General features: G+C 65.5%; 20 protein-coding genes. 13 read left to right on the top strand and 7 right to left on the bottom strand.

The window, feature by feature from the left end:
- Nucleotides 1–126: 126 nt before the first annotated feature.
- The 5 genes from rpoD (at nucleotide 127) to ribD (ending at nucleotide 5,843) form a co-directional block, all read left to right on the top strand.
- Complete coding sequence (gene rpoD / locus RAH32_RS00440) at nucleotides 127–2,100, top strand: RNA polymerase sigma factor RpoD (RefSeq protein WP_306604050.1); 1,974 nt, start codon at nucleotides 127–129, stop codon at nucleotides 2,098–2,100.
- Between the two features lie 138 nt (nucleotides 2,101–2,238).
- The gene (locus tag RAH32_RS00435) at nucleotides 2,239–3,825 is read left to right on the top strand and encodes a DNA recombination protein RmuC (protein WP_306604048.1); all 1,587 of its coding nucleotides are present in this window, start codon (nucleotides 2,239–2,241) and stop codon (nucleotides 3,823–3,825) included.
- Nucleotides 3,822–4,244, top strand: coding sequence for a secondary thiamine-phosphate synthase enzyme YjbQ (locus tag RAH32_RS00430; protein ID WP_306604047.1), 423 nt, complete (start codon nucleotides 3,822–3,824; stop codon nucleotides 4,242–4,244). The genes RAH32_RS00435 and RAH32_RS00430 overlap by 4 nt, the downstream gene beginning before the upstream one ends.
- Before the next feature lie 120 nt (nucleotides 4,245–4,364).
- Nucleotides 4,365–4,829 (top strand): transcriptional regulator NrdR, encoded by a 465-nt coding sequence (gene nrdR, locus RAH32_RS00425; protein ID WP_103171064.1) that lies wholly within the window; start codon nucleotides 4,365–4,367, stop codon nucleotides 4,827–4,829.
- A 3-nt stretch (nucleotides 4,830–4,832) separates the two neighbouring features.
- Nucleotides 4,833–5,843, top strand: coding sequence for a bifunctional diaminohydroxyphosphoribosylaminopyrimidine deaminase/5-amino-6-(5-phosphoribosylamino)uracil reductase RibD (gene ribD, locus RAH32_RS00420; RefSeq protein WP_373429629.1), 1,011 nt, complete (start codon nucleotides 4,833–4,835; stop codon nucleotides 5,841–5,843).
- Here the strand turns inward: ribD and RAH32_RS00415 are convergent.
- Nucleotides 5,833–7,332: a calcium-binding protein gene (locus tag RAH32_RS00415; protein ID WP_306604043.1), complete on the bottom strand. Its 1,500-nt coding sequence runs from the start codon at nucleotides 7,330–7,332 to the stop codon at nucleotides 5,833–5,835. The genes ribD and RAH32_RS00415 overlap by 11 nt on opposite strands.
- Nucleotides 7,333–7,459: 127 nt before the next feature.
- On the opposite strand from RAH32_RS00415, the gene RAH32_RS00410 reads away from it, so the two are divergent.
- A complete protein-coding gene (locus RAH32_RS00410; protein WP_306604041.1) occupies nucleotides 7,460–8,590 on the top strand; it encodes a zinc-dependent alcohol dehydrogenase family protein in 1,131 nt (376 codons plus the stop codon).
- On the opposite strand, the gene RAH32_RS00405 is transcribed toward RAH32_RS00410, so the two are convergent.
- A complete protein-coding gene (locus tag RAH32_RS00405) occupies nucleotides 8,587–11,001 on the bottom strand; it encodes a penicillin acylase family protein (RefSeq protein WP_306604039.1) in 2,415 nt (804 codons plus the stop codon). The two genes, RAH32_RS00410 and RAH32_RS00405, sit on opposite strands and share 4 nt — an antisense overlap.
- A gap of 8 nt (nucleotides 11,002–11,009) precedes the next feature.
- On the opposite strand from RAH32_RS00405, the gene RAH32_RS00400 reads away from it, so the two are divergent.
- On the top strand, nucleotides 11,010–12,011 hold the full coding sequence (locus tag RAH32_RS00400; protein WP_373429628.1) for an NAD(P)-dependent oxidoreductase: 1,002 nt from the start codon (nucleotides 11,010–11,012) through the stop codon (nucleotides 12,009–12,011).
- On the opposite strand, the gene RAH32_RS00395 is transcribed toward RAH32_RS00400, so the two are convergent.
- From RAH32_RS00395 to RAH32_RS00385, 3 genes are read right to left on the bottom strand one after another with little or no spacing between them, the layout of a single operon-like run.
- Complete coding sequence (locus tag RAH32_RS00395; RefSeq protein ID WP_306604035.1) at nucleotides 12,008–12,766, bottom strand: hypothetical protein; 759 nt, start codon at nucleotides 12,764–12,766, stop codon at nucleotides 12,008–12,010. The two genes, RAH32_RS00400 and RAH32_RS00395, sit on opposite strands and share 4 nt — an antisense overlap.
- An 11-nt stretch (nucleotides 12,767–12,777) precedes the next feature.
- A complete protein-coding gene (locus tag RAH32_RS00390) occupies nucleotides 12,778–14,184 on the bottom strand; it encodes a dihydrolipoyl dehydrogenase (RefSeq protein ID WP_306604033.1) in 1,407 nt (468 codons plus the stop codon).
- 56 nt (nucleotides 14,185–14,240) lie between these two features.
- Nucleotides 14,241–15,062 (bottom strand): 2-dehydro-3-deoxygalactonokinase, encoded by an 822-nt coding sequence (locus RAH32_RS00385; protein WP_306604032.1) that lies wholly within the window; start codon nucleotides 15,060–15,062, stop codon nucleotides 14,241–14,243.
- 102 nt (nucleotides 15,063–15,164) lie between these two features.
- Here RAH32_RS00385 and RAH32_RS00380 point away from each other — a divergent pair, with 102 nt between their 5' ends.
- The 4 genes from RAH32_RS00380 to RAH32_RS00365 all read left to right on the top strand — a co-directional run bounded on the left by RAH32_RS00380 (nucleotide 15,165) and on the right by RAH32_RS00365 (nucleotide 19,090).
- Entirely contained in the window at nucleotides 15,165–15,980 is an 816-nt protein-coding gene (locus tag RAH32_RS00380) for a TIGR00282 family metallophosphoesterase (protein WP_306604031.1), read from the top strand.
- 89 nt (nucleotides 15,981–16,069) lie between these two features.
- Nucleotides 16,070–17,848, top strand: coding sequence for an SLC13 family permease (locus RAH32_RS00375; protein ID WP_306604030.1), 1,779 nt, complete (start codon nucleotides 16,070–16,072; stop codon nucleotides 17,846–17,848).
- A 129-nt stretch (nucleotides 17,849–17,977) separates the two neighbouring features.
- Nucleotides 17,978–18,199 (top strand): hypothetical protein, encoded by a 222-nt coding sequence (locus tag RAH32_RS00370; protein WP_306604029.1) that lies wholly within the window; start codon nucleotides 17,978–17,980, stop codon nucleotides 18,197–18,199.
- Between the two features lie 147 nt (nucleotides 18,200–18,346).
- Nucleotides 18,347–19,090: a YebC/PmpR family DNA-binding transcriptional regulator gene (locus tag RAH32_RS00365; protein ID WP_306604027.1), complete on the top strand. Its 744-nt coding sequence runs from the start codon at nucleotides 18,347–18,349 to the stop codon at nucleotides 19,088–19,090.
- An 80-nt stretch (nucleotides 19,091–19,170) separates the two neighbouring features.
- Here the strand turns inward: RAH32_RS00365 and RAH32_RS00360 are convergent, their stop codons facing one another.
- Nucleotides 19,171–20,031, bottom strand: coding sequence for a LysR family transcriptional regulator ArgP (locus tag RAH32_RS00360; RefSeq protein WP_306604025.1), 861 nt, complete (start codon nucleotides 20,029–20,031; stop codon nucleotides 19,171–19,173).
- An 81-nt stretch (nucleotides 20,032–20,112) separates the two neighbouring features.
- Here RAH32_RS00360 and RAH32_RS00355 point away from each other — a divergent pair, with 81 nt between their 5' ends.
- Both RAH32_RS00355 and RAH32_RS00350 read left to right on the top strand, forming a co-directional pair.
- A complete protein-coding gene (locus RAH32_RS00355; protein ID WP_306604023.1) occupies nucleotides 20,113–20,706 on the top strand; it encodes a LysE/ArgO family amino acid transporter in 594 nt (197 codons plus the stop codon).
- 38 nt (nucleotides 20,707–20,744) lie between these two features.
- Complete coding sequence (locus tag RAH32_RS00350) at nucleotides 20,745–21,653, top strand: DMT family transporter (protein WP_306604021.1); 909 nt, start codon at nucleotides 20,745–20,747, stop codon at nucleotides 21,651–21,653.
- A 52-nt stretch (nucleotides 21,654–21,705) separates the two neighbouring features.
- Here RAH32_RS00350 and glyA read toward each other — a convergent pair whose 3' ends face one another.
- Nucleotides 21,706–23,001 carry a serine hydroxymethyltransferase gene (gene glyA, locus RAH32_RS00345; RefSeq protein WP_306604019.1) on the bottom strand — a complete coding sequence of 432 codons (1,296 nt, stop codon included), beginning with the start codon at nucleotides 22,999–23,001 and terminating at the stop codon, nucleotides 21,706–21,708.
- Between the last annotated feature and the right edge of the window lie 39 nt (nucleotides 23,002–23,040).

The following is a 23,040-nucleotide window of genomic DNA, read 5'->3' as shown; positions in this document are numbered from 1 at the left end:
CGTCTCACGCCAGCGAATCAGTCGCATCGCGTGCCCTTTGATTCGGGGGTGCGCCACGCTAAATGTAGAACTCATGTTCAGTGATTCGCCCCATTGCGAATCACCGCCTGAAGAAGGGAGCCGTTGATGGCCGCCAAGGACGACGATCACGACAAAACCGAGAAGGACGACAACGCGCATTCCCTGGACATGAGCCAGGCTGCCGTCAAGCGCATGATCGCCGAGGCGCGCGAACGCGGCTATATCACCTATGATCAGTTGAATGCGGCCCTTCCGCCCGAACACGCCTCGTCCGAGCAGATCGAGGATGTGATGTCGATGCTGTCCGAAATGGGCATCAACGTGATCGAGGATGAGGACGAGGCGGAGGAACCCGAAGGCGGCGCGGTCGCCGTGGTCGGCTCGACCTCGCGCGAGATTGCGGTCTCATCCTCCGAGACGGAAAAGCTGGACCGAACCGACGATCCGGTGCGCATGTATCTGCGCGAGATGGGTTCGGTCGAACTGTTGTCCCGCGAGGGCGAGATCGCCATCGCCAAGCGGATCGAGGCCGGCCGGAACACCATGATCGCGGGACTTTGCGAAAGCCCGCTGACCTTCAAGGCCATCACCATGTGGCGCGAGGAACTTCTGGACGAAGAAATTCTTCTGCGCGACGTGATCGACCTGGAAACCACCTTCGGCCAGTCGCTTGACGATGAGGAAGGCGAGGAAGAGGAACTGACCGAGGAAAGCGTCCAGACCGAAACAACGCAGAAACGCGAGGAACTGGACGCCGACGGCAATCCCATCCTGGGCGAGGATGACGAGGACGAGGACGAAGGCGCCAACCTGTCGCTGGCGGCAATGGAAGCCAGCCTCAAGCCCAAGGTTCTGGAAACCCTGGAACTGATCGCGCGGGACTATGAAGCCTTGGCTGCGATGCAGGACCAGCGGATGTCGGCCACGCTGAACGAGGACAACAGCTTCTCGGCCAGCAACGAAAGCGACTATCAGGTGCTGCGGTCGCGTATTGTCGGGCTGGTCAACGAACTGCACCTGAACAGCAGCCGGATCGAGGCCTTGGTCGATCAGCTTTACGGCATCAACCGCCGGATCGTCACCATCGACAGCGGCATGGTCAAGCTGGCTGACGCCGCGCGGATCAACCGTCGCGAATTCATCGACGCCTATCGTGGCACCGAGCTGGACCCGACCTGGATCGACCGGATGTCCCAGCAGGCGGGGCGTGGCTGGCAGGCGCTGTTCGAACGGTCGCGCGACAAAGTCGAGGATCTGCGCAACGAGATGGCGCAGGTGGGCCAATATGTCGGCGTCGACATCGAGGAATTCCGCCGCATCGTCGCCCAGGTCCAGCGCGGCGAGAAGGAAGCCCGTCAGGCCAAGAAGGAAATGGTCGAGGCGAACCTGAGGCTGGTGATCTCGATCGCCAAAAAATACACGAACAGGGGCCTGCAATTCCTTGATCTTATTCAAGAAGGCAATATCGGCCTGATGAAGGCCGTGGACAAGTTCGAGTATCGCCGCGGCTACAAGTTCTCGACCTATGCGACCTGGTGGATCCGCCAGGCGATCACCCGGTCCATCGCGGACCAGGCGCGCACGATCCGTATTCCGGTCCACATGATCGAGACGATCAACAAGCTGGTCCGCACCGGCCGCCAGATGCTGCACGAGATCGGCCGGGAACCGACCCCGGAAGAACTGGCCGAAAAGCTGCAGATGCCGCTGGAAAAGGTCCGCAAGGTGATGAAGATCGCCAAGGAGCCGATCTCCCTCGAAACCCCGATCGGGGACGAGGAAGACAGCCAGCTTGGCGATTTCATCGAGGACAAGAACGCCGTCCTGCCGCTGGATTCGGCCATTCAGGAAAACCTGAAGGAAACGACGACTCGGGTCCTGGCCTCCCTGACCCCGCGCGAGGAACGCGTGCTGCGGATGCGCTTCGGCATCGGCATGAACACCGACCACACGCTTGAGGAAGTGGGCCAGCAGTTCAGCGTGACCCGCGAGCGGATCCGCCAGATCGAGGCCAAGGCGCTGCGCAAGCTGAAGCACCCCTCGCGCAGTCGGAAGCTGCGGTCCTTCCTGGACCAGTAAACGAAAGGCCGCCTTCGGGCGGCTTTTTCATGGCAACGATACAACTGTCGGCAATCTGACTGTGCGGGTATCTGCCACGGCCCTTGCAATCCAGGGGTAAATCGTGAACGCTGCAACCACGTTGCACGAGGTTTGTTCATGCCCGCCGACACGATCCCCATCGTCATCTGCCTTGTTCTGGCGGCGGTCGTGCTGGTGCTGCTGCTGACCCAACGGCGCGGCACTGCGCGGCTGGTGGACGACGGCAGGATCCAGGATCTGGAACGCAAGCTTGCCGACCTGGACGAACAGCGACTGCGCGCCGGACGGCTCGAGGCTCAGGCCGAGCATCTGGAAAAGCGCCTGTCAGAACTGGGCCAGGAGCGAGACGAACTGGCGGACGCACTGCACGCCGATCGCCGCAACCTCGCGCGGCTGGAAGGGGAACTGGCTTCCGCTCGGCTGGCGGCGGAAAAGGATGTGGCCGCCGAGCGGCGAGAGGTTGCGCGCCTGCATGAAGCGCATGGCCAAGTGAATGATGTGGTCGCCAGGCTGACCGACGAACGCAACGGCCTGGAGCAGACCCTGCGCGTCGAACGCCAGACCGTCGCCCGCCTTGAGCGCGACCTGTCCGAGGCCCGGCTGATGGCCCAGAAGGATCTGGAGGCGGCGCAGCGCGAGATCGCCACATTGAAAGAACTTCGCGAGGAAATGACGAGCCAGTTCAAGCTTCTGGCCAATGAGACCCTGAAGGCCCAGGGGGCAGAGATGCAGCGTGTCCATGGCGACCAGCTGAGTGCGCTGCTGACCCCCTTCCGCGACCAGGTCCACCGCTTCCAGACCGAGCTTCAGGCCCGCAACAAGGCCACGGACGAGGAACGCGCCCGCCTGCGCGAGCAGATCGAGGGGCTTTACCGCCGGTCCGAGGCCATCTCGCGCGAGGCGGTCAACCTGACCCGTGCCTTGAAGGGCGACAGCCAGAAGCGCGGCGCCTGGGGCGAGATGATCCTGGAGCGCATCCTTGAGGATTCGGGGTTGCTGGCGGGAACGCATTATATCACCCAGACCAGCCAGAAGGATGAGCAGGGCCGGACCTGGCGGCCCGACGTCATCATCAAGATGCCGCAGAAGAAGGTTCTGGTGGTCGACAGCAAGGTTTCGCTTCTGGCCTATGAGGAGGCGGTCAGCGCCGAGGATCCGTCCATCTGCGACGGCGCGCTGCGCCGGCATGTGGCGGCGATGCGTGCCCATATCGCCTCGCTTTCGGGCAAGGGCTATCATGCGCTGGACGAAGGCTCGGTCGATTACGTCCTGATGTTCGTCCCCATCGAAGGCGCGTTCTCCGAGGCGCTGCGCGTCGATCCCGACCTGACGCGACACGCGATGGAGAACCGTGTGGGGCTGGCCACGCCCACCACGCTGATGCTGACGCTGCGCACGGTCGATCACATCTGGACGGTCGAGCGGCGCGAATCTAACGCGGCGGCCATCGCCAACCGGGCAGGGGCGCTTTACGACAAGCTGCACGGCTTCGTCTCGGCAATGGACGAAGTCGGCACGGCCCTGGACCGCGCGCAGAAAAGCCATGCCACGGCCATGGACCGGCTGTCCCGCGGGTCCGGCAACGTGATCCGCCAGGCCGAGATGCTGCGCCAGCTTGGCGCACGCAACCAGAAACGGCTGGCCATCGGGCATGACGGCGACGACGACCTGCCCCTGCTGAGCAGTCCCGAGGCGGCGGAATGAACCGCATCTTCACCATCCAGACGCGCGGTCCCGCCTGTCACGATTTCACCCGCGATGTGGCGGCATGGTTGGCGAACCACAGCGCGGGCGACGGACTTCTGACGCTGATGGTGCGCCATACGTCCTGTTCGCTGTTGATCCAGGAAAATGCCGATCCCGACGTGCAATCTGATCTGCTTGGCTGGCTGGACCGCATCGCGCCGCCCGCCGATCACCCTTCCATGTCGTGGCTGCGCCATCGTGACGAAGGCCCGGACGACATGCCGGCCCATCTGAAGGCGGCCGTCCTGCCGGTCAGCCTGCAAGTTCCAGTCGCAGGTGGCCGTATGATGCTTGGCATCTGGCAGGGGCTCTATCTGGTGGAACACCGCCGCGCGCCTCACAGACGGGAAGTCGCCGCCCTGTTTCAGGCCGGCTGACAGCGCGGCATTCAGGACACAGCCTGCCTGAAGAACATCTTGTGGCTTGTGGATAAAGCTACCCAATTCCTGCCGATGCCTTATGGTTATAGGGATTTGTGCGGCACAGGGGACAACTGGATGCGCTGCCCGTTTTGCGGAAATGTGGATACTCAGGTCAAGGATTCACGTCCCGCCGAAGACAATGTCGCCATTCGCCGCCGCCGTTTCTGCCCTGCCTGCGGGGGACGTTTCACAACCTATGAACGGGTGCAGCTGCGCGATCTGGTCGTTGTCAAGTCCAGCGGCCGGCGAGAGGATTTCGACCGCGACAAGCTGGCCCGGTCCATCCGCATCGCCATGCAGAAACGCCCCGTCGAACCTGAACGGATCGAGCAGATGATCAGCGGCATCGTCCGCCGCCTGGAAAGCACGGGCGAGACGGACATTCCTTCCAAGATGATCGGCGAGATCGTGATGGAATCCCTGTCCCGCATAGACAACGTGGCTTATGTCCGCTTCGCCAGCGTTTACAAGAATTTCCAGGACGCGGACGATTTCGACAAGTTCGTGTCGGAACTGCGCCCTGGTGCCGGCAGCGAATAAGGCGTGCCCCACCACGACGACCTGCGCCACATGGATCATGCCCTGCGCCTGGCGCGCCGGGGCTTGGGAAATGTCTGGCCCAATCCGGCAGTCGGCTGCGTAATCCTGCGGGAAGGGCGCATCGTGGGCCGGGGTTGGACACAGCCCGGCGGGCGTCCTCATGCGGAACGGATGGCACTGGATCACGCCGGTTCCCTGGCACAGGGTGCCACGGCCTATGTCACGCTGGAACCCTGTGCCCATCATGGTCGCACCCCCCCCTGCGCCGAAGGATTGATCGCGGCCGGAATCAGGCGGGTGGTATCGGCCATGACGGACCCCGATCCGCGTGTGGCCGGTCGCGGGCACGCGATGCTGGAGGATGCGGGCATCAGCGTCGCCCAAGGCGTCAGGCAGGCCGAGGCGCAGGAATTGCAGGCGGGGTTCCTGTCGCGCATCCTGGCCGGGCGGCCCTTCGTGACCCTGAAGCTGGCGACCAGCTTTGACGGCCGCATCGCCACGGCCAGCGGCGAAAGCAAGTGGATCACCGGACCGCAGGCGCGGTTGCACGTCCATGCCATGCGCATGGCCCATGACGCCGTGATGGTCGGGGGCAATACCGCCCGTGCCGACCGCCCGTCGCTGAACGTGCGGGGGCTGACGACGCCCCGCCAGCCGCTTCGGGTGGTGCTGTCCTCACAATCCTTGCCCGACCTTCCCCCCGAAGGACCAATGCATGGCCCCTTGTTGCAGATCGACGCCTCGGCCCCCGATGCGCTAAGGCGGCTTGCACAACAGGGCGTCACGCGGGTCTTCTGCGAGGGGGGCGGGGTGCTGGCCGCGTCGCTATTGCAGGCGGGATTGGTCGATCAGGTCATCGGCTATACCGCCGGTGTCGTGCTGGGGGGTGAGGGCAGGGCTGGGATCGGGCCGATGGGGCTTGTGCATCTGGCCGATGCGCCACAGTTCCAACTGATGGAAACGCGCCCTCTTGGCGGCGACCTGTTCCATCGCTGGCGACGGATCACAGGATGAAACAATCCGCAGTCAAGGCGATGCGGTCATCCAGCAGCAGGGTAAAGTCGGCCACACGGTCACCATTCACATCGCCCTGAATCACCGTCCCTGTAGGCGTCAGCTGGTAACGCAACTGCCCCGCCGCACCGCCGAAGGCATTTGCGCCAATGAAGCCAAAATCCTGAAGTCCGGCCACGGTGGTGGCTGCGTCGAAACCCAAGCTGATGCGGTCGCCCTGGACACGCATGAAATCGGTGATCACGTCCCGTGATGGACCGGCCGAATCCGCGGCTGCGAAGAAATGGAACCGGTCGGCGCCAAGTCCGCCTTCCAGAATATCGGCGCCCGCAGCGCCTGTCAGGGTATCCGCGCCTTCGCCGCCAAGCAGCCTGTCGTTCCCTGCGCCGCCTGCCACCTGATCGTTGCCGCCTTGGGCGTTGACCACGTCGTTGCCGCCAAGTCCGAAAAGCCGGTTCGCGGCCCCGTTGCCCAACAGGGCATTCGCCCCGGCATTCCCGGTGCCAGTCCCAGCCGCTCCCAAAAGGGCCAGGTTTTCCTGATAGGTCCCAAGCGTCCAGGATATGGTGCTGCGAACCTGGTCTATGCCGGTGTCGGCATAATCCCACAGCAGCCGGTCGCCCGGATTGTCGACGACATAGGCATCGTTGCCCGACCCGCAGTAGTAGCTGTCGGCACCCAGGCCGCCGTCATAGAGATCGTTGCCTTCGTTCCCCTCCAGAACGTCCGACCCGGTGCCGCCGAACAGCCGGTCATGGCCGCCGTCGCCCATCAGCGTGTCGTTGCCCTCCTCGCCCGACAACAGGTCCGCACCGTCTGCGTTCGTGGCGTAATAGCCGCCGCCTTCAAGCCGGTCGTTTCCGGTCCCGCCGTAAAGCGTGTCAGCCCCGTCGGCACCGTCGATGTCGTCATTGCCGCCCCGTCCGATCGCCAGGTCGCTGCCGGTGCCGCCATCCATGACATCGACGCCATCCCCGCCCCGGATCGAATCGTTTCCAGCCCCGCCATGGGCAGTGTTGTAGAAGGCGACGCCGAACCTTTCTTGCAGATCCGTCCAGATCAGGTCGTTGCCGTCGCCTCCTTCGATCCAGTCGCCGCCGATGCCGCCGATCAGCGTGTCCTGGCCCAGGCCCCCATAAAGGTTGTCATTGCCCGCCTGCCCAAAGATCAGGTCGTCGCCGTCCTCGCCCCAAAGCCTGTCGGACGCGCCGTTGCTGCTGGTCTGCCAGCCAGGTTCATCCGGGCCGCAATCGCCATAGATGACGTCGTTGCCGGTCCCGCCATAAGCGTCGTCGCCTTCGCAGAAATCGGTCCCGTCATAATGGATGTCGCCCAGGATCGTGTCGTTTCCGCCAAGCCCGCGCAGCGCCAGAATGCCGGAATCGCTGCGGTTGTCATAACTTCCGTCGCCAAGAACCAGGGCATGTCCCCACAAAAGGTTGTTCCCTGCCGTTGCGGCGTTGTTGCCCTTCGGATTTCTGGCCATCATGCACCCTTGAAAAACGCGGTCTTCAACAATGGTGCGATCACGTTGCCATGGCCGGCACGGTCCAACAACTGTCTTGATCGGCAGTCCCTGGATCGGAAATATCCGCCTGACGAAGAAGGAGAAATGAATGAAGATCCGCGCCGCCGTGCTGACATCCTCGCCCGCCGCCGCACCTTTCGCCGAAAGCCGGCCGCTGGAAATCCGGGAACTGGAGCTGGATCCCCCGGGACCCGAGGAGGTGTTGGTCAGGATCGGCGCGGCGGGGTTATGCCATTCTGATCTGTCGGTGATCAACGGAAACCGTCCCCGCCCTGTCCCCATGGTCTTGGGGCACGAGGCGGCGGGAACCGTGGTTCAGGTGGGCGGCGCGGTCCGCGACTTGTTGCCAGGCGACCGGGTGGTGATGACGTTCCAGCCGACCTGCGGCGCCTGCCTGCCCTGCGCCGAGGGACGGCCCGCGCTGTGCATTCCGGGGGCGGCGGCGAACGGCAAGGGCGTCTTGATGGGGGACGCGATGCGGTTGCATGACCAAGGGCGCGAGGTCCATCACCACTGCGGGGTGTCGGCCTATGCCGATCATGCGGTCGTGTCGCGGCACTCGGTCGTCCGGGTGGATGCCGACGACATACCCTTTGCGGAACTGGCGCTGTTCGGATGCGCGGTCCAGACAGGGGTGGGGGCGGTGCTGAACACCTGCCGCGTGCAGCCGGGGCAAAGTGTTGCCATTGTCGGCTTGGGCGGTGTCGGCCTGGCCGCGCTGCTGGGGGCAGTGGCGGCGGGCGCGACCGACATCCTGGCCGTCGATCTGTCGGACGACAAGCTGGCCCTTGCCCGCGACCTGGGGGCGACGCGCACCTTTCATGCTGCCGAACCCGATCTGGCCGACCGCATCCGGGCCGATACGGGCGGCGGCGTCGATCACGCGATCGAATTGGCGGGCGCGGTTCCGGCATTTGAGCTAGCCTATGCCATCACCCGACGTGGCGGGCAGACCGTAACGGCAGGGCTTGCCGCGCCCACGGCGGAATTCCGGATCCCGGCCGTGAATGTCGTGGCCGACGAACGCACGGTGAAGGGAAGCTACATGGGATCCTGCGTCCCGCAGCGCGACATTCCGCGCTTCATCCGCATGTATCGCGCGGGCCAGTTGCCTGTGAACAGGCTGCTGACGCATACCCTGACGCTGGATCAGATCAACGAAGGTTTCGACCTGCTGGACCAGGGCCGCGCGATCAGGCAGGTCGTGCTGTTCGACTAGCCATCGGGTTCCAGTCGGGTAATGCCGGTGGCCGCGGCGCGGGCAAGCTGCGGGTCCAGTGACATGCCGACGTATTCCCCACGTCGCCACAGCCCGGCCAGATCGTCGTAATGGCGCGAAAGCGGATGGCCTGACTGCCCGGTCGAGATGATGAAGACAGAACTGTCAGGGTCAGCCAGATCGTAAACCCCGCGATAACCGGGGCCGGTCCGCGCCTCGAACCGTGCGGTGCCAGTGCCCAGCATTTCGGTATGGGACACGGTGAAGGCGCCGCCGGAAATCGACTGCGACAGGTTGACGATCCAGCCAAGCGCCGGGATCTGCCCCAGGCCGGGATGAAGATGGCGCGCTTGATGCGCATCACCCCAACGCCAGCTTGTCACGTCGGGACCGAAGCGCTGGGTCAGGTCCAGAATCGCACGGTCCAAGGCTTGCCGGGCAATGGTCGTGCAATCCTCGTCCGGGGCGCTTTGCACGATGTCGCACCAGACCGCCGCGCCGCCGCGGTTGCGGAACACGGAATCGATGAATCCGGGGTGCAGGACGCGGATATCGTCCGCCACGGGGCCAAGTTCGTCCCGGATGAGGCGGTCCTGCAAAGCCATCACCCAGGCGGAATAGATCAAGGGTTCGGGCAAATGCTCGCTCATGGCGCCGTCCCATTCGGCCAGCAGGTTCAGCGCGTCCTGGCGCTGGCGTTCCGGCGTGCCGGGGGCGGCGGGTTCCCCCGTAAACCACAGATCGGCCCCGACCAGCGGCAGCAGCGCGCGCGCGGCAGGGCTGACGATATCCAGTTGGGCGGCGATAAAGCTGTCGCGCGAATGGACCTCCCGGTCCCCCAGCAGATGCGACAACCGGGCGCGGCGCAGGGTCAGGGGACCGCGTTCCTCGGTCGCGAAAGCCAGCTCATCGGGGGTGGGGCTGTCCAGTGTCTGAGACATCAGTCCCGTCCATTCGCCATTCGGCAGCCAGCCGGGCACCGGCATCAGGCCGCCGGTCGGATGGCTGGCCGATCGCTGGGGCAGGGCGCCCACTGTCACCTGGCGGATCCCGTCCGCATCTGCCAGCGTCACGGCCATGGCAGGCGCCACGACCCGCCCCAGCGCAGTCGCCGCGCTGTCGGCATCGGTGGCGCGCATCAACCCGATCAGGGCCGACATCGTGGTATCCGTTGCCGAAAGGCCAGTCCATCGCAGCGCGGGAACATGGCCCAGGGGGGTGACATCCGCCAGCCCCGGATCCAGCAGCGGCACAAGGGGACCATTGCGGCTGCTGCGCAGGGTGATGGCGCGGGCGGGTTCGTCCAGCACCCGGATCACCTCTCTGCGGGTGGTGAATTCGGTCCAGCCTTCCGTGCCGCGATAGCGGTCGGCCTTTCCGGGCTGGATCTCCTCGATCGCGATATCGGCGTCGTCCACATTGGCGGGCGCGATGCCCCAGGCCAGTTGCGGGTTGCGCCCCGAAAAGACCACCGGCAGCCCCGGCACCGTGGCCCCGATCACGCCCCCCGGCGTCAGTTGCAGCCGCGCCAGGTAATACAGCGACGGCGCGATCAGCGGGCTTTGCGGATCGTTCGCCAAAAGCGCGCCGCCAGCCGCAGTCCGGTCGGCGGCGACCGCGAAGCTGTTGGCCCCAAGTCCCTGGTTGGGGGACAGGAAACCGGCGGCGTCACGCGCCGGGGCGGGGCCAAGCCGCGCCTCGGGCGGGGCAAGCCGGGCGCCGGGGAACATATCGGCATACCGGGGCAGCGCAGGACCGTCGCCCTCACCGAACAGCAGTTCCGGCCCGCGTTCCGGCCAGGTCAGCGACAGGCGCGCACGCAAGATCTCCTCGGCCGCGGCATCGCTGGTCGCCGCTGCCAGCAGTTTCAGGATCGCCAGCGAATCGGCGGGCTGCCAATAGGCGATCTCTTGCGGCAGGATGAAGAATTCCGGTGCGCCCCGGCCCAGTGCACCTTCGTTCACCTCTGCAATCCACTGGTTCACGCCTTCGGCATAGGCGCGCAGCGCGGCCTGGGTCGCCTGATCCTGCGAATCGACCGATGCGGCGGCGTTGCGGTAAAGCTCCAACCGCCGGGCCAGGTCATCGGCGGGGAACGCGCCGGCGCCATACACCTCGGACAGGCGGCCTTGGGCCGCGCGGCGCAGCAGGGTCATCTGGAACAGCCGGTCCTGGGCATGGGCCAGACCCAGGGCGAAGAACACGTCCTCGTCCGTCTGGCCGAAGATATGGGGAACATTCTCGGTGGACCGCACGATTTCGACCGGGGCGGATATGCCCCGGACATGCAGCGTGGCGTTGTAGTCGGGCAGGGACCGGACGGCAAAATACCAGGCCAGGACCGTCGCCAGAACCAGAAGCACGATCAGCCCGATGGTCAGCTGCAAAAGCCAGCGGAAAAGGGTCAGCATGTCGGAAGATGATCCATGGGCCGGTCCGCTGCCTGTCCTTCGGGGTGCCTGCGCGCTTGACCAAGGCGCACGGGAATGTTGGGGTGCTGCATAGTTCAGGCGCGGCCCTTATTCAACGGACCCGCGCTTCGGTAGTCGAGGGACATATGGCAAAACTGGCATTTCTGGGACTGGGCGTGATGGGCGCGCCGATGGCGGGGCATCTGAAGGCTGCGGGCCATGACGTGACGGTCTTCAACCGGACCGCCGCCAAGGCCGAGGCCTGGGTGGCCAGGCATGGCGGGACCTGGGCGTCCACCCCCCGGGAGGCGGCCGAAGGGGCCGATTTCGTCATGGCCTGCGTGGGCAACGACGACGACCTGCGCCAGGTCTGCCTTGGACCCGATGGTGCCTTTGCCGGGATGCGGCCGGGCGCGATCTTCGTGGACCACACCACGGTGTCCGCCGCCGTGACCCGCGAACTGGCCGGTGCGGCGCAGGGCATGGACCTTGGCTATGTCGATGCGCCCGTGTCGGGCGGACAAGCGGGTGCCGAGAACGGGCAACTGTCGGTCATGTGCGGCGGGTCGGAACAGCACTTCGACGCGGCGGAACCCGTGATCGCCGCCTATGCCCGGATCTGCCGGCGCATGGGCGACGTGGGCGCGGGCCAGATCGCCAAGATGTGCAACCAGATCGCCATCGCGGGCCTTGTGCAGGCCCTGTCGGAATCCCTGTCTTTCGCCAAGAAGTCGGGGCTTCAGGTCGACAAGCTGGTCGAGGTCATCAGCCAGGGTGCCGCCGGAAGCTGGCAGATGGCCAACCGTCACAAGACCATGGATCAGGGCCATTTCGACCACGGTTTCGCGGTGGACTGGATGCGCAAGGATCTGGGAATCTGCCTGGCGGCGGCGGACGAGGTGGGCGCGTCCCTGCCCGTGACAGCCTTGGTCGATCAGTTCTACAAGGACGTGCAGCGGATGGGCGGGGGCCGCTGGGACACCTCGTCCCTGATCGCGCGGCTGGGCTAGCGGGTTTTCGCCTCGGCCCGCGTCAGCACGGATTCGACGCGGGCCAGCGCCGTCCTGATATGGTCGGGAAAGCTGCCCGGGTTTATCGCCAGCGTGGCGGAATGGGCTGCGCAGACAGTGCGGGCATCGCGCCAGTCATTTGCGATCCGCAGGGCCCAATTACAGAAATCGCGTGCCGCGCCGGGACGGTCCTGCAAGGCCTGACCCAGTGTCGGGTGGAAGGCAAGTCGCGGCTGGCGCAGCAGTTGCCGCAGCCAGCCGGGGATCGGCAGCACATTCAGGGTGTCGTCGACGTGCAGACTGCCGCTGGCGGGATGAAAGGCCAGCAGCGATCCGGCATGGACGCGTTCGTTCTGGCAGATGTAATCGAGGCCGTCGGGCAGCGAAAAGCGCAGATCGGGAAAACGCGCAGCAACCTCGGGCGACTCGACCGTCTGGGGCTGCCACGGCAGGTCGGGCCACTTGCGTTTGTGCCGATCCGATCCGAACAGTTCCGCCTGCGGGAACATGCGGTGCATCGTCTCGCAATGGATCGTGTGGAAAGGGTGCAGGTTCAGGATTGCCCGGACGGCGCGGCCATTGTCGGTCAGCGCCCTGATCTGGCGGGCGACATCGTCGCCAAAACCATAGGAATCCAGGAACAGGAATTCACCCGACGACAGCCGCACCAGCGACGAATGGGTGCCGACATTGACCACGCCGCCGATCCTCAGGTCGCCGCGAATGTTCCAGAAGCCGTTGCCAAGATCGATCATGCGTTCGGCCATCATGCCCCCGGCGGGTTGCCGCTGTCGCGGCTGGTGGAAAGATCCAGGCTTGCTGCCTTGCAGAGCTGGCGCAGGGCGGGCTTCAGCCCCTCTTCCAGCGTAGGGTGATAGAAGGGCATGTCCAGCATGTCGCGCGCGGTGTTCCCGTTCATGACCGCCGCGACCAGAAGATGCGCCAGGTGATCGCCCCCCGGCACGGCCAGATCGGCACCGGTCAGCCGCCCCTGTTCGTCCGCGCCCAGGCGCAGGATGCCGCCCGCCCGCGCCTCGACCCGTGCACGGCCCTGATCGGCATAGTCGGCAAATCCGTTCAAGGCGCAGTCATCGGGCGCAGCGCCGATGGCCGCAACCGGGGGATCGGTGAAGGTCAGGGTGAACAAGGGCGGACGTTCGACGGGCGTCACATCGGGATAGCGGGCGGCATTCCGCCCGGCAATCGCGCCTTCCAGAGAGGCCTCGTGCAGGACAGGGGCATCGGCATCCGCGTCGCCCGCGATGAAAACCGCACTGTCGCCACATTGCAGGGTGTCGCGGTCGAACCGGGGCACGCCCTTTTCGTCCAGCCGCAGCCCCGATGCCGCAAGGTTCAGACCCTCCAGCGCAGGCGCGCGGCCCGTGGCCACCAGCACGCAGTCGAAATCCTCGCACCGGCCCTGCCACGCCAGCCGGATCCCGTCTTCCCGCGCCGACGGCTGTGGCGCGCAGCCCAGGTGCAGCGCGACATCCCTTGCATACAGGTCGCGAAACGTCTTGTGCACCTTGTCGCAGCGGATCTTGGCCAGCCGGTCGCCCTTGTCGAACAGCGCGACCCGCACGCCCAGCCTTGCGAAAGCCTGCGCCAGTTCCGCACCCAGGGGACCGGCGCCGATCACCGCCATGCTGCGCGGAAGATCCGTCAGTTCGAACACGGTGTCATTGGTCAGGACCCGCGGACCAAGATCTCGATAGGGTTTGGGGACCACGGGCGCCGATCCGGTGGCAATCACCACGACCCGCGCGGCGACCTGCCTGCCGTCGCGCAATTCCAGCCTGCCGGGTGCTGCAAATCGCGCACGGCTGTCGATGCAGGTGCCGTCGGGAAGATCGGCCAATCCCTTGCGCACCCCCGCCGCGAAACGGTCGCGCTCCGCCCGCAGCCGTTCCATCACCCGCTGGCCATCGACCCGCGCCGATGGAATGTCTATGCCCATCAGCCGCGCCTGCTCCAGGCCGGCACAGGCGCTGGCGGCGGCGATCAGCAGCTTTGACGGCATGCAGCCGGTGGTGGCGCACAGCGTCCCTGCAAAGCCGTCGTCGATCAGAAGGGTGCGGGCGCCTTCCCGGCGGGCTGCGCGTTCCGCCGCAAGGCCGGCCGTGCCCGCCCCGATGATCGCCACGTCGCAAGACAGATCGTCCCTGGAATTCATCGCTGCTCCGGCAGGCTGTTCGGCAACAGAACCACAGGGCGGGTCCGGGGTTCCTTTTACAGCGACAGCCTTGGCCGTGCCGCCCGCATTCCGGCAAGCCTGGTCTGCTCGGGATCCGCCTTGGCGGCGATCACGCCCTGCGCCGCCAAGGCCTCGACATAGAGCTCGGTCAGCGGGCAGTCGCCGATGATGACGACATTCTGGCCCAGCCACCAGGGCCGGGCTGCCGCAAGTTCGACCCCGATCATCAGCCCCGCCATGCGGGAGCCCGCGGCGGCGCGGTCGGTCCGGCCCAACGCAAGACCGGCGCGCGCGGATGACAGGTCAGCTGCCAGGGATGCCGGGCGGGACATTGCCTGGGCAACCCCTTCGGTGAAAGCCGCCTTGTCGAAAGCGGCCCGGGGCGCTGCGTCGAGTGCCGACAGGATCTCGGCCGTCAGGAAGCTGCGAAAGCTGACGATCTCGCCCGCGCTGATCTGCACCCATGCCGAAGGCTGGCCCGGCAGGCACAAAACCCCATCGAAATCCGGCACGACCGCCAGATGGCCGCCGATCAGGGGGACGGCACGGGCAAGCAGGTCGAGGGGGCGGTCCTGAACCAGGCCGGGCAGCGCGTGCAGCCGTATCCGGGGGTCCAAGTCCATCGGGACTGCGGGCGGCGGGGGCGGGCAGGGAACGCGGACCGGTTCGACCCCGGGCCAGCCGCAGGCGACAACATCCATGACCTGCCCCCCTTCCAGCATGGGCAACAGCAGCGCACGCAAGGTCTGGCCGGGATCGTCGCCGCAGGATGCCGTGACACTTTCGCCCCCCTCCATCAGCCACAAGCGCAGTTCTCCTGCGGCCAGCTCGACCGCCGCCCAATCTGCCTGATCCATCCTCGGTCCCTTTCCGCTTCGGGGCGCAGGATGATCGCGCCCCGCGCCCCTGTCCAGAGACGGTGCTTGAAGCGGGCCGGGCATGAGCGTAACGACCGACTCATGCGGATACTTTTTCTTGGCGACGTGATGGGGCGGGCCGGGCGGCGCGCCATTGTGGAACGGCTGGCTCCCCTGCGGACGCGGCTGAAGGCCGATCTGGTGGTGGTGAACGCCGAAAACGCCAGCGGCGGACGCGGCTGCACGGCCGGACACGCACAGCTTCTGCTGGAAGCGGGCGCGGATTGCCTGACGCTGGGGGACCATGCCTTCGACCAAAAGGACATGCTGGCCTTCATCGACCGCGAGCCCCGGATCGTCCGTCCCCTGAACTTCGCCAAGGAGGCGCCGGGCCGGGGCAGCACCGTCATCTCTGACGCGCGGGGTCGCAAGCTGCTTGTGACGCAGGCCCTGGGGCAGGTGTTCATGTCGCGGCCTTATGACGACCCGTTCTCGGCCCTCGATGCCGTGCTGCGCGCGCATCCGCCCGGCGGCATGGTCCAGGCATCCCTGGTCGACATCCATGCGGAAGCCACCAGCGAGAAGATGGCGACGGGCCATTTCTGCGACGGACGGGCCAGTGCTGTCCTGGGGACGCATACCCATGTGCCGACGGCCGATGCCCAGGTCCTGCCGCGCGGCACGGGTTATCAGTCGGACGCCGGGATGTGCGGCGATTACGACAGTGTCATCGGCATGGACAAGGCCGAACCGCTGCGCCGCTTCATCACCGGCATGACCCGCGACCGTTTCGTCCCGGCCGAGGGTGATGCGACGCTGTCGGGCACCCTGGTCGTCACCGACGACCGCACCGGCCTTGCCACCCTGATCGAGCCGGTGCGAGACGGCGGGCGGCTGTCCCAGACCCATCCGGGATAGCCTGCCCGCTTTCGCTTGCGGTGACAGGCGAAACAATTCTATCACCCGCGACGACCCGCCGTTGATCGGCGCCCATCGACAGGGGCTTCATGCTTGGATTTGACCTGACCGGAACGAATGCGGCAATTGCCATGCTGGTCATCGTGGCAATCACCTTCATCCAGTTCATCCGCGAAAAGCAGCCGCCCGAAGTCGTGGCCATCGGCTCCGCTGCCGCCATGCTGGCGCTGGGCCTGTTGCCCGCCGATGCGGCGGCAGGCGTCCTGTCCAATTCCGCCCCCTGGACCATCGCCTTCATGTTCCTGATCATGGGCGGCCTGCTGCGCACCGGCGCCCTGGAGATAATGTCGCGCATCGTCACGGCGCGGGCGACCTCGAACCCCGTTTTCACGGTCTGCGCGCTGTTTGCGTTTGTCGTCGTCGCCTCTGCGGTGATGAACAACACGCCGGTCGTGGCGGTGATGATCCCCATCTGCATCCAGCTTGCCGGCCGGATGAAACTCTCTCCCTCCAAGCTTTTGATGCCGCTCAGTTACTTCACCATTCTGGGCGGGATGATCACCTTGATCGGCACCTCGACGAACCTTCTGGTGGACGGGGTCGCGCGCGAACAGGGGATGGAACCCTTCACGATCTTCGAGATCGCGCCGGTGGGCATTGCGATCACCCTGGCAGGCGTTGCCTATTTCGCGTTGCTTGGCCGCAAGCTGTTGCCGGACCGGACATCGCTGGCCGGTTTTCTGGGTGCGCGGCGGGAGATGAAGTATTTCACCGAACTGGCGATCCCGCAGGATTCGACGCTGGTCGGCCAGAGGGCGGTCGATGTTGCGTTGTTCAAGCGCGAGGCTGTGCGGCTGATCGACGTCCTGCGCGGCGACGCATCGCTTCGTCGTGATCTGGCAAGTGTGGTGCTGGAGCCAGGCGACCGGGTGGTGCTGCGGTCCGAGATGGTCGATCTGCTGGAATTGCTGGGCAACAAGAACCTGCAAGTTGCCGACAAGCTGAGTTCGGTCGCAACCGAAACGGTCGAGGTGCTCATCTCGCCCGGCGCGCAGTTGGTCGGGCGCCGCCTTGGCGACATGCGCCTGCGCCGCCGCTACGGGATCTATGTTCTTGCGGCGCATCGTCGGGACCAGAATCTGGGCCGGCAACTTGACGATCTTGTGGTCCGCGTCGGCGATACGCTTCTGCTGGAAGGCGCGCCTGAGGATATCGCCCGGCTGGCCGCAGACATGGGGCTGGTGGATGTGTCGCGTCCCTCGGCCCGGGCGTATCGGCGCGAACGTGCGCCGATTGCCATCGTCTGCCTGCTGGCCGTCGTGACGCTGGCGGCCTTGGACCTGGCGCCCATCATGGTCCTGGCTTTTCTTGCATCCGCCGTGATCCTGCTGACCCGCTGCATCGACGCCGAGGAGGCGTTCTCATTCATCGACGGACGGCTGATGGCGATGATCTTTGCCATGCTGGCCGTGGGCGAGGCGCTGGAGCATACGGGCACCGTGGCGCTGATCGTCGATTTCGTCACCCCCTGGCTGCGCGACATTCCCCCCTTTGCGACGCTGATCGCGATCTATTTCCTGGGGTTGGTGATGACGGAAATCCTGTCGAACAACGCGGTTGCCGTGTTGCTGACGCCAATCGCCATCGCGCTTGCGCAGTCCTTGGGCCACGATCCGCGCGCCTATGTGGTGGCGGTCATGTTTTCGGCCACTGTCGCCTTTGCCACGCCCATCGGATACCAGACCCACATGATGGTTTATGGTCCCGGGGGCTACAGGTTCAGCGACTTTGTTCGCGTGGGCGTGCCTCTGGACATCATCTGCGGCATCGTTGCCTGCCTTGTCATCCCGCTGTTCTGGCCGATCTGATCCCGGTTAACCCGTCCTGACGAGCCTGCAATGCTGTCATGCATCATCGAAGGTTGAGAAAACCGGGTCCAGCCGCAATATGGACCACAGGGGAGGAAGCACTTTGTCGTTCTACGAAAGGGTTTCCACATGGCCAACACCACCATCGACGCGCCCCGGGGTTTTTCCTGGAGATCAATGGCGACACCGTTTGCGGCCATCGGCAGGTTTCTGGTGCTGATCGCCGAAGCCGTTCCTCATGCCCGCGAGATTGAGCGTCTGAACCAGCTGAGCGATGCGCAACTGGCGGCGCGCGGCTTGACGCGCGAAGGCGAAATCCGGCGGATCATGGGCGTCTCGGCCGCACTCTGAGGTCCGCGCATCTGCCTGCCGTGCAGCGCCCGTCCCCAACAGGCCGGGCGCTTTGCTTTTGGCGCGGCGCGTCTTGCGAGAGACGGGCGGGCTGGACTAAAAGCGGGCCAGACCTGAACTGTCAGAAAATGCGAAGGACGACCGATCATGGCAGGCCATTCCAAATGGGCCAATATTCAGCATCGCAAGGGGCGGCAGGACAAGATCCGGGCGAAGCTGTTTTCGAAGATGTCAAAGGAAATCACCGTTGCCGCCAAGATGGGCGACCCCGATCCAGACAAGAACCCGCGTCTGCGCCTGGCTGTCAAGGAAGCCAAGTCGAATTCGGTCCCCAAGGATGTGATCGACCGCGCCATCAAGAAGTCGCAGGGCGGCGACGCCGAGAACTATGAAGAAATCCGTTATGAGGGTTACGGTCCGAACGGGATCGCCCTCGTGGTCGAGGCAATGACCGACAACCGCAACCGCACCGCGTCAAACGTGCGCAGTTACTTTACCAAGGCGGGCGGCGACCTGGGGCAGAGCGGTTCGGTCAGCTTCATGTTCGACCGCGTGGGCGAGATCATGTATCCGCTGTCGGCGGGTGATGCCGACACGGTGATGCTGGCCGCGATCGAGGCAGGCGCCGATGACGTGGAAACCGACGAGGAAGGCCACTGGATCTATTGCGCCGACACCGCCCTGAACGAAGTGTCCACCGCGCTTGAGGCCACACTGGGCGAGTCCGAGACCGCGAAGCTGATCTGGAAGCCGCAAGCGCCGACCGAGATCACCGATCTGGAAACGGCGCAGAAGCTGATGAAGCTGATCGACAACCTGGAGGACGACGACGACGTGCAGAACGTCACCGGGAACTTCGATCTGTCCGAGGCGGTTGCCGCGCAACTGTAAGGGCGGGGCCTTGCCGGGGGCGGTGACGGGGGGCCAGCCCCCCGTGCCCCCCGGGATATTTGGACCAAGGCAAAGGGCCATCACGGCAGCAGGGCGGCGCGGGCGGCTTTCTTGATTGCGGCGGTCAGGGGCGCGAGCACCGGGCCTGCAATGCGGTTGAACTGCCAATAGAGCGGCACGTCCAGCGGCAGGTCCGGGGCCAAGTCGACAAGGCGGCCTTGGATCAGGTCATCGCAGATGAACATCTCGGGGTTCATGCCCCAGCCGATCCCCAGTCGTGCCGCATCGGCAAAGGCTTGTGAAGCAGGGATACGATGCATCGGCAGGGTCAGTCGCTTGCCGGTCAAGGCCTCAATCCATCGTGCTTGCAACGCGTCCTTGCTGTTGAAGGACAGCGAAGGGGCGCGGACCAGGCTGGCTGCATCCACGCCATTCGCGAAATGGCGCCTCATGAAATCGGGACTGGCAGTTGCGCGATATCGCATGCCCCCCAGGCGCAAGCTGTCGCAGCCCGGCACGGGACGGCTGTCACTGGTGATGGCGGCCGTAACCAATCCACCGCGCAGCCAGTCAAGCGCATGGTCCTGGTCGTCGATGGTCAGGTCAAGCAGCCCTGGGGCGGCAGCCAAGGCAGGCATGACCCAGGTGGCCAGGCTGTCGGCATTCACCGCCAGGCGCATCACCGGCCGTTCGGGGGCGATGTCGCCCAGGACCGACTCCAACAGCCTGACCCGATCCAGATGCGCTGCCAGGCGGAGTCCTTCGGTGGTGGGTTTCAGGGGTGGTCCCCGATCGATCAGCACGCATCCCATCCGGTCCTCCAGGCCCCGGATGCGTTGGGAGACGGCCGAGGGTGTGACGCGAAGCGCAGCGGCCGCAGCTTCGAAGGAGTTACGGCGGATGACTTCGGCCAGGGCGGCAAGGGCAGGATAGTCAAGCATCAGCTTCGCTTCATCAAGGAAAGGCGAATTCACTTTAGCTGGTCTATCTGCCATGCGACAGGCGAACCCGGAGGTGCCACCATGTTGTCCTATGCCGCCGGATTTGGAACCGGATTGTCGTTGATCGTCGCCATCGGGGCGCAGAATGCCTTTGTGCTGAAGCAAGGGCTGATGCGGCATCATGTCTTCTGGGTCTGCCTGTTCTGTGCCGCGTCCGACGGGCTTCTGATCCTGCTGGGGGTGACGGGCGTGGCCCGCGTCCTGACTGCGGCGCCCGTGCTGGCCGAGGCTATGCGGTGGGCCGGGGCGGCGTTCCTGGCCTGGTATGGAACGCGGTCGTTCCGTGCGGCCTGGCGGGGGGGCGGCGCGCTGCGGCCCGACGGGAATGGTGAAACCCTCGGCAGGACGCTGGCCTTGATCGCGGCGCTGACCTGGCTCAATCCGCATGTCTGGCTGGATACGGTCGTGCTGCTGGGGACGGTGTCGGCGGGCTGGCCCTCTCCGCTGGTCTTCGGTCTTGGTGCCATGACCGGGTCGGTCCTGTTCTTCTTTGCCCTGGGTTACGGGGCGCGTCTGCTGGCGCCCGTCTTCGCCCGTCCCCGCGCCTGGCAGGTGCTGGAATTGGGGATCGGCCTCGTCATGTGGTCCATCGCCCTGACCCTGATCGTGGATTGAGCTTGCGCCCGCCTCGCAATCCGGTCCAACTGCACGTCATGCAAATGGATGCGCAGACGCGCCGTGACCTTGCGGGGATCGGCTGGATGCTGGTGACGGGCTTCTGTTTCGTCGCCGTGAACGGCATCGTGCGCGGGCTGGAAGGCGCGGTGCCCGCCCCGCAGGCAGCCTTCATCCGTTTTCTGTTCGGGCTGGTGTTTCTGGGGCCGCTGCTGGTGCCGGCGCTGCGGGCTGGCTTTTCGCCTCATGTCTGGCGTCTGCTGACCCTGCGGGGTGCGTTGCATGTGGTGGCGGTGATCGCCTGGTTCTATGCCATGTCGCGCATCACCGTGGCCGAGGTGACGGCGATCGGCTTCCTGAACCCCATCGTCGTGACGATTGGCGCAGCGCTGTTCATGGGCGAGCGTCTGGCCGCGCGGCGGATCATGGCGGTCGTCGTGGCGTTGATGGGCGCGCTGATCGTGCTGCGGCCTGGTCTGCGAGAACTGGACCCGGGGCACCTGTCGCAGGTCCTCGCCTCGCTTGCGTTCGGGGGTTCCTACCTGGTCGCCAAGCGCATCACCCAACATGTCGCGCCCGCTGTCGTGGTCGCCATGATGTCGCTGACCGTCTCGATCGGGCTGGCGCCGATCGCCTGGGCGGTCTGGGTTCCGCCGACATGGGAGCAGGTCGCCTGGCTGGGACTTGTCGCGGCCTTTGGCACGGCTGGCCATTACGCCATGACACGCGCCTTCGCAGTCGCGCCGATGACCGTGACGCAGCCGGTCACCTTCCTGCAACTGATCTGGGCCAGCCTTGTCGGGGTCTTTGTCTTCCACGAGCCTCTGGACGGCTGGGTCATCCTGGGCGGCGGGCTGATGATCGGGGCGATCTGCTACATCACCTGGCGCGAGGCACAGTTGCGCGTGCGGGCAAACGCGACTGTCGCCGCAACCGCAGCCGAGTAGGCATGAAAAAACCCGCCGCAACCGATGCGGCGGGTCATTGCCGTTCAGCAGATCACATCCCGGAATACAGCGGGAAGCGCGCGCAAAGCTGGGCGACCTCGGCCTTGACCTTGGACTCGACCTCGGCATTGCCCTCTTCGCCATTGGCGGCCAGGCCGTCCACGACCTCGACGATCCAGCGGGCGATCTGGCGGAATTCTTCCTCGCCGAAGCCGCGGGTGGTGCCGGCGGGCGCGCCCAGGCGGATGCCGCTGGTCACGAAGGGCTTTTCCGGGTCGAAGGGCACGCCGTTCTTGTTGCAGGTGATATGGGCGCGGCCAAGGGCTGCCTCGGTCGCCTTGCCGGTCACGCCTTTCGGGCGCAGGTCCGCCAGGCACAGGTGGTTGTCGGTGCCGCCCGAGACGATGTCGATGCCGCCCCTCATCAGCTCGTCCGCCATGGCCTGCGCGTTCTTCACGACCTGCGCGGCATAGGCCTTGAACGACGGTTGCAGCGCCTCGCCGAAGGCCACGGCCTTGGCAGCAATGACGTGCATCAGCGGACCGCCCTGAAGGCCAGGGAACACTGCGCTGTTGATCTTCTTGGCAATGTCGGCGTCGTTGGTCAGCACCATGCCGCCGCGCGGGCCGCGCAGCGACTTGTGCGTCGTCGTGGTCACGACATGCGCGTGCGGAATGGGCGAGGGATGGACGCCGCCCGCGACCAGGCCCGCGATATGAGCCATGTCCACCATCAGATAGGCACCGACCTCGTCCGCGATCTTGCGGAAGGCGGCCCAGTCCCAGACGCGGCTGTATGCGGTGCCGCCCGCCACGATCAGCTTGGGCTTGCTTTCCAGGGCCTTCTGGCGAACCTCCTCCATATCCAGCAACTGGTCCTGCTGGCGCACGCCATAGCTGACCACGTTGAACCACTTGCCCGACATGTTCACCGGCGAGCCGTGGGTCAGGTGACCGCCCGAGTTCAGGTCGAGACCCATGAAGGTGTCGCCCGGCTGCAGCAGCGCCAGGAACACGGCCTGGTTCATCTGGCTGCCGCTGTTCGGCTGGACGTTGGCGAATTCGCAGTCGAACAGCGTCTTCGCGCGCTCGATGGCCAGGGTTTCCACGACATCGACATACTGGCAGCCGCCGTAATACCGCTTGCCCGGATAACCTTCGGCATACTTGTTCGTCAGGACCGAGCCCTGGGCTTCCAGAACAGCCTTCGAGACGATGTTTTCGGAGGCGATCAGCTCGATCTCATCTCGCTGGCGGCCAAGTTCCTGGGTGATGGCCTTGGCGATTTCGGGATCGCTGTTTTGCAGCGCATCGGTGAAGAATCCGGTTTCACGGGTCGGGGCGTTCATGGTTCGCGTCCTTATCGTTGGGCCAAGGGGCGGCGGTTT

Origin of the sequence: Paracoccus yibinensis, assembly GCF_030846195.1 — a bacterium.
In the GTDB taxonomy this organism is placed as follows: domain Bacteria; phylum Pseudomonadota; class Alphaproteobacteria; order Rhodobacterales; family Rhodobacteraceae; genus Paracoccus; species Paracoccus yibinensis.
The sequence above is the reverse complement of the archived record's forward strand: the minus strand, read 5'-3'. Positions and strand labels throughout refer to the sequence as shown.

Bases quoted from the DNA above. Each gene is read 5' to 3' on its own strand.
- rpoD (WP_306604050.1), top strand. From the start codon at position 127: ATGGCCGCCAAGGACGACGATCACGACAAAACCGAGAAGGACGACAAC.
- RAH32_RS00350 (WP_306604021.1), top strand. From the start codon at position 20,745: ATGCAAATGGATGCGCAGACGCGCCGTGACCTTGCGGGGATCGGCTGG.
- RAH32_RS00400 (WP_373429628.1), top strand. From the start codon at position 11,010: ATGATCCATGGGCCGGTCCGCTGCCTGTCCTTCGGGGTGCCTGCGCGC.
- nrdR (WP_103171064.1), top strand. From the start codon at position 4,365: ATGCGCTGCCCGTTTTGCGGAAATGTGGATACTCAGGTCAAGGATTCA.
- RAH32_RS00415 (WP_306604043.1), bottom strand. From the start codon at position 7,332: ATGATGGCCAGAAATCCGAAGGGCAACAACGCCGCAACGGCAGGGAAC.
- RAH32_RS00370 (WP_306604029.1), top strand. From the start codon at position 17,978: ATGGCCAACACCACCATCGACGCGCCCCGGGGTTTTTCCTGGAGATCA.
- RAH32_RS00410 (WP_306604041.1), top strand. From the start codon at position 7,460: ATGAAGATCCGCGCCGCCGTGCTGACATCCTCGCCCGCCGCCGCACCT.
- RAH32_RS00380 (WP_306604031.1), top strand. From the start codon at position 15,165: ATGCGGATACTTTTTCTTGGCGACGTGATGGGGCGGGCCGGGCGGCGC.
- RAH32_RS00355 (WP_306604023.1), top strand. From the start codon at position 20,113: ATGTTGTCCTATGCCGCCGGATTTGGAACCGGATTGTCGTTGATCGTC.
- RAH32_RS00390 (WP_306604033.1), bottom strand. From the start codon at position 14,184: ATGAATTCCAGGGACGATCTGTCTTGCGACGTGGCGATCATCGGGGCG.
- RAH32_RS00385 (WP_306604032.1), bottom strand. From the start codon at position 15,062: ATGGATCAGGCAGATTGGGCGGCGGTCGAGCTGGCCGCAGGAGAACTG.
- RAH32_RS00430 (WP_306604047.1), top strand. From the start codon at position 3,822: ATGAACCGCATCTTCACCATCCAGACGCGCGGTCCCGCCTGTCACGAT.
- RAH32_RS00435 (WP_306604048.1), top strand. From the start codon at position 2,239: ATGCCCGCCGACACGATCCCCATCGTCATCTGCCTTGTTCTGGCGGCG.
- RAH32_RS00365 (WP_306604027.1), top strand. From the start codon at position 18,347: ATGGCAGGCCATTCCAAATGGGCCAATATTCAGCATCGCAAGGGGCGG.
- RAH32_RS00405 (WP_306604039.1), bottom strand. From the start codon at position 11,001: ATGCTGACCCTTTTCCGCTGGCTTTTGCAGCTGACCATCGGGCTGATC.
- RAH32_RS00360 (WP_306604025.1), bottom strand. From the start codon at position 20,031: ATGCTTGACTATCCTGCCCTTGCCGCCCTGGCCGAAGTCATCCGCCGT.
- RAH32_RS00375 (WP_306604030.1), top strand. From the start codon at position 16,070: ATGCTTGGATTTGACCTGACCGGAACGAATGCGGCAATTGCCATGCTG.
- RAH32_RS00395 (WP_306604035.1), bottom strand. From the start codon at position 12,766: ATGATCGATCTTGGCAACGGCTTCTGGAACATTCGCGGCGACCTGAGG.
- glyA (WP_306604019.1), bottom strand. From the start codon at position 23,001: ATGAACGCCCCGACCCGTGAAACCGGATTCTTCACCGATGCGCTGCAA.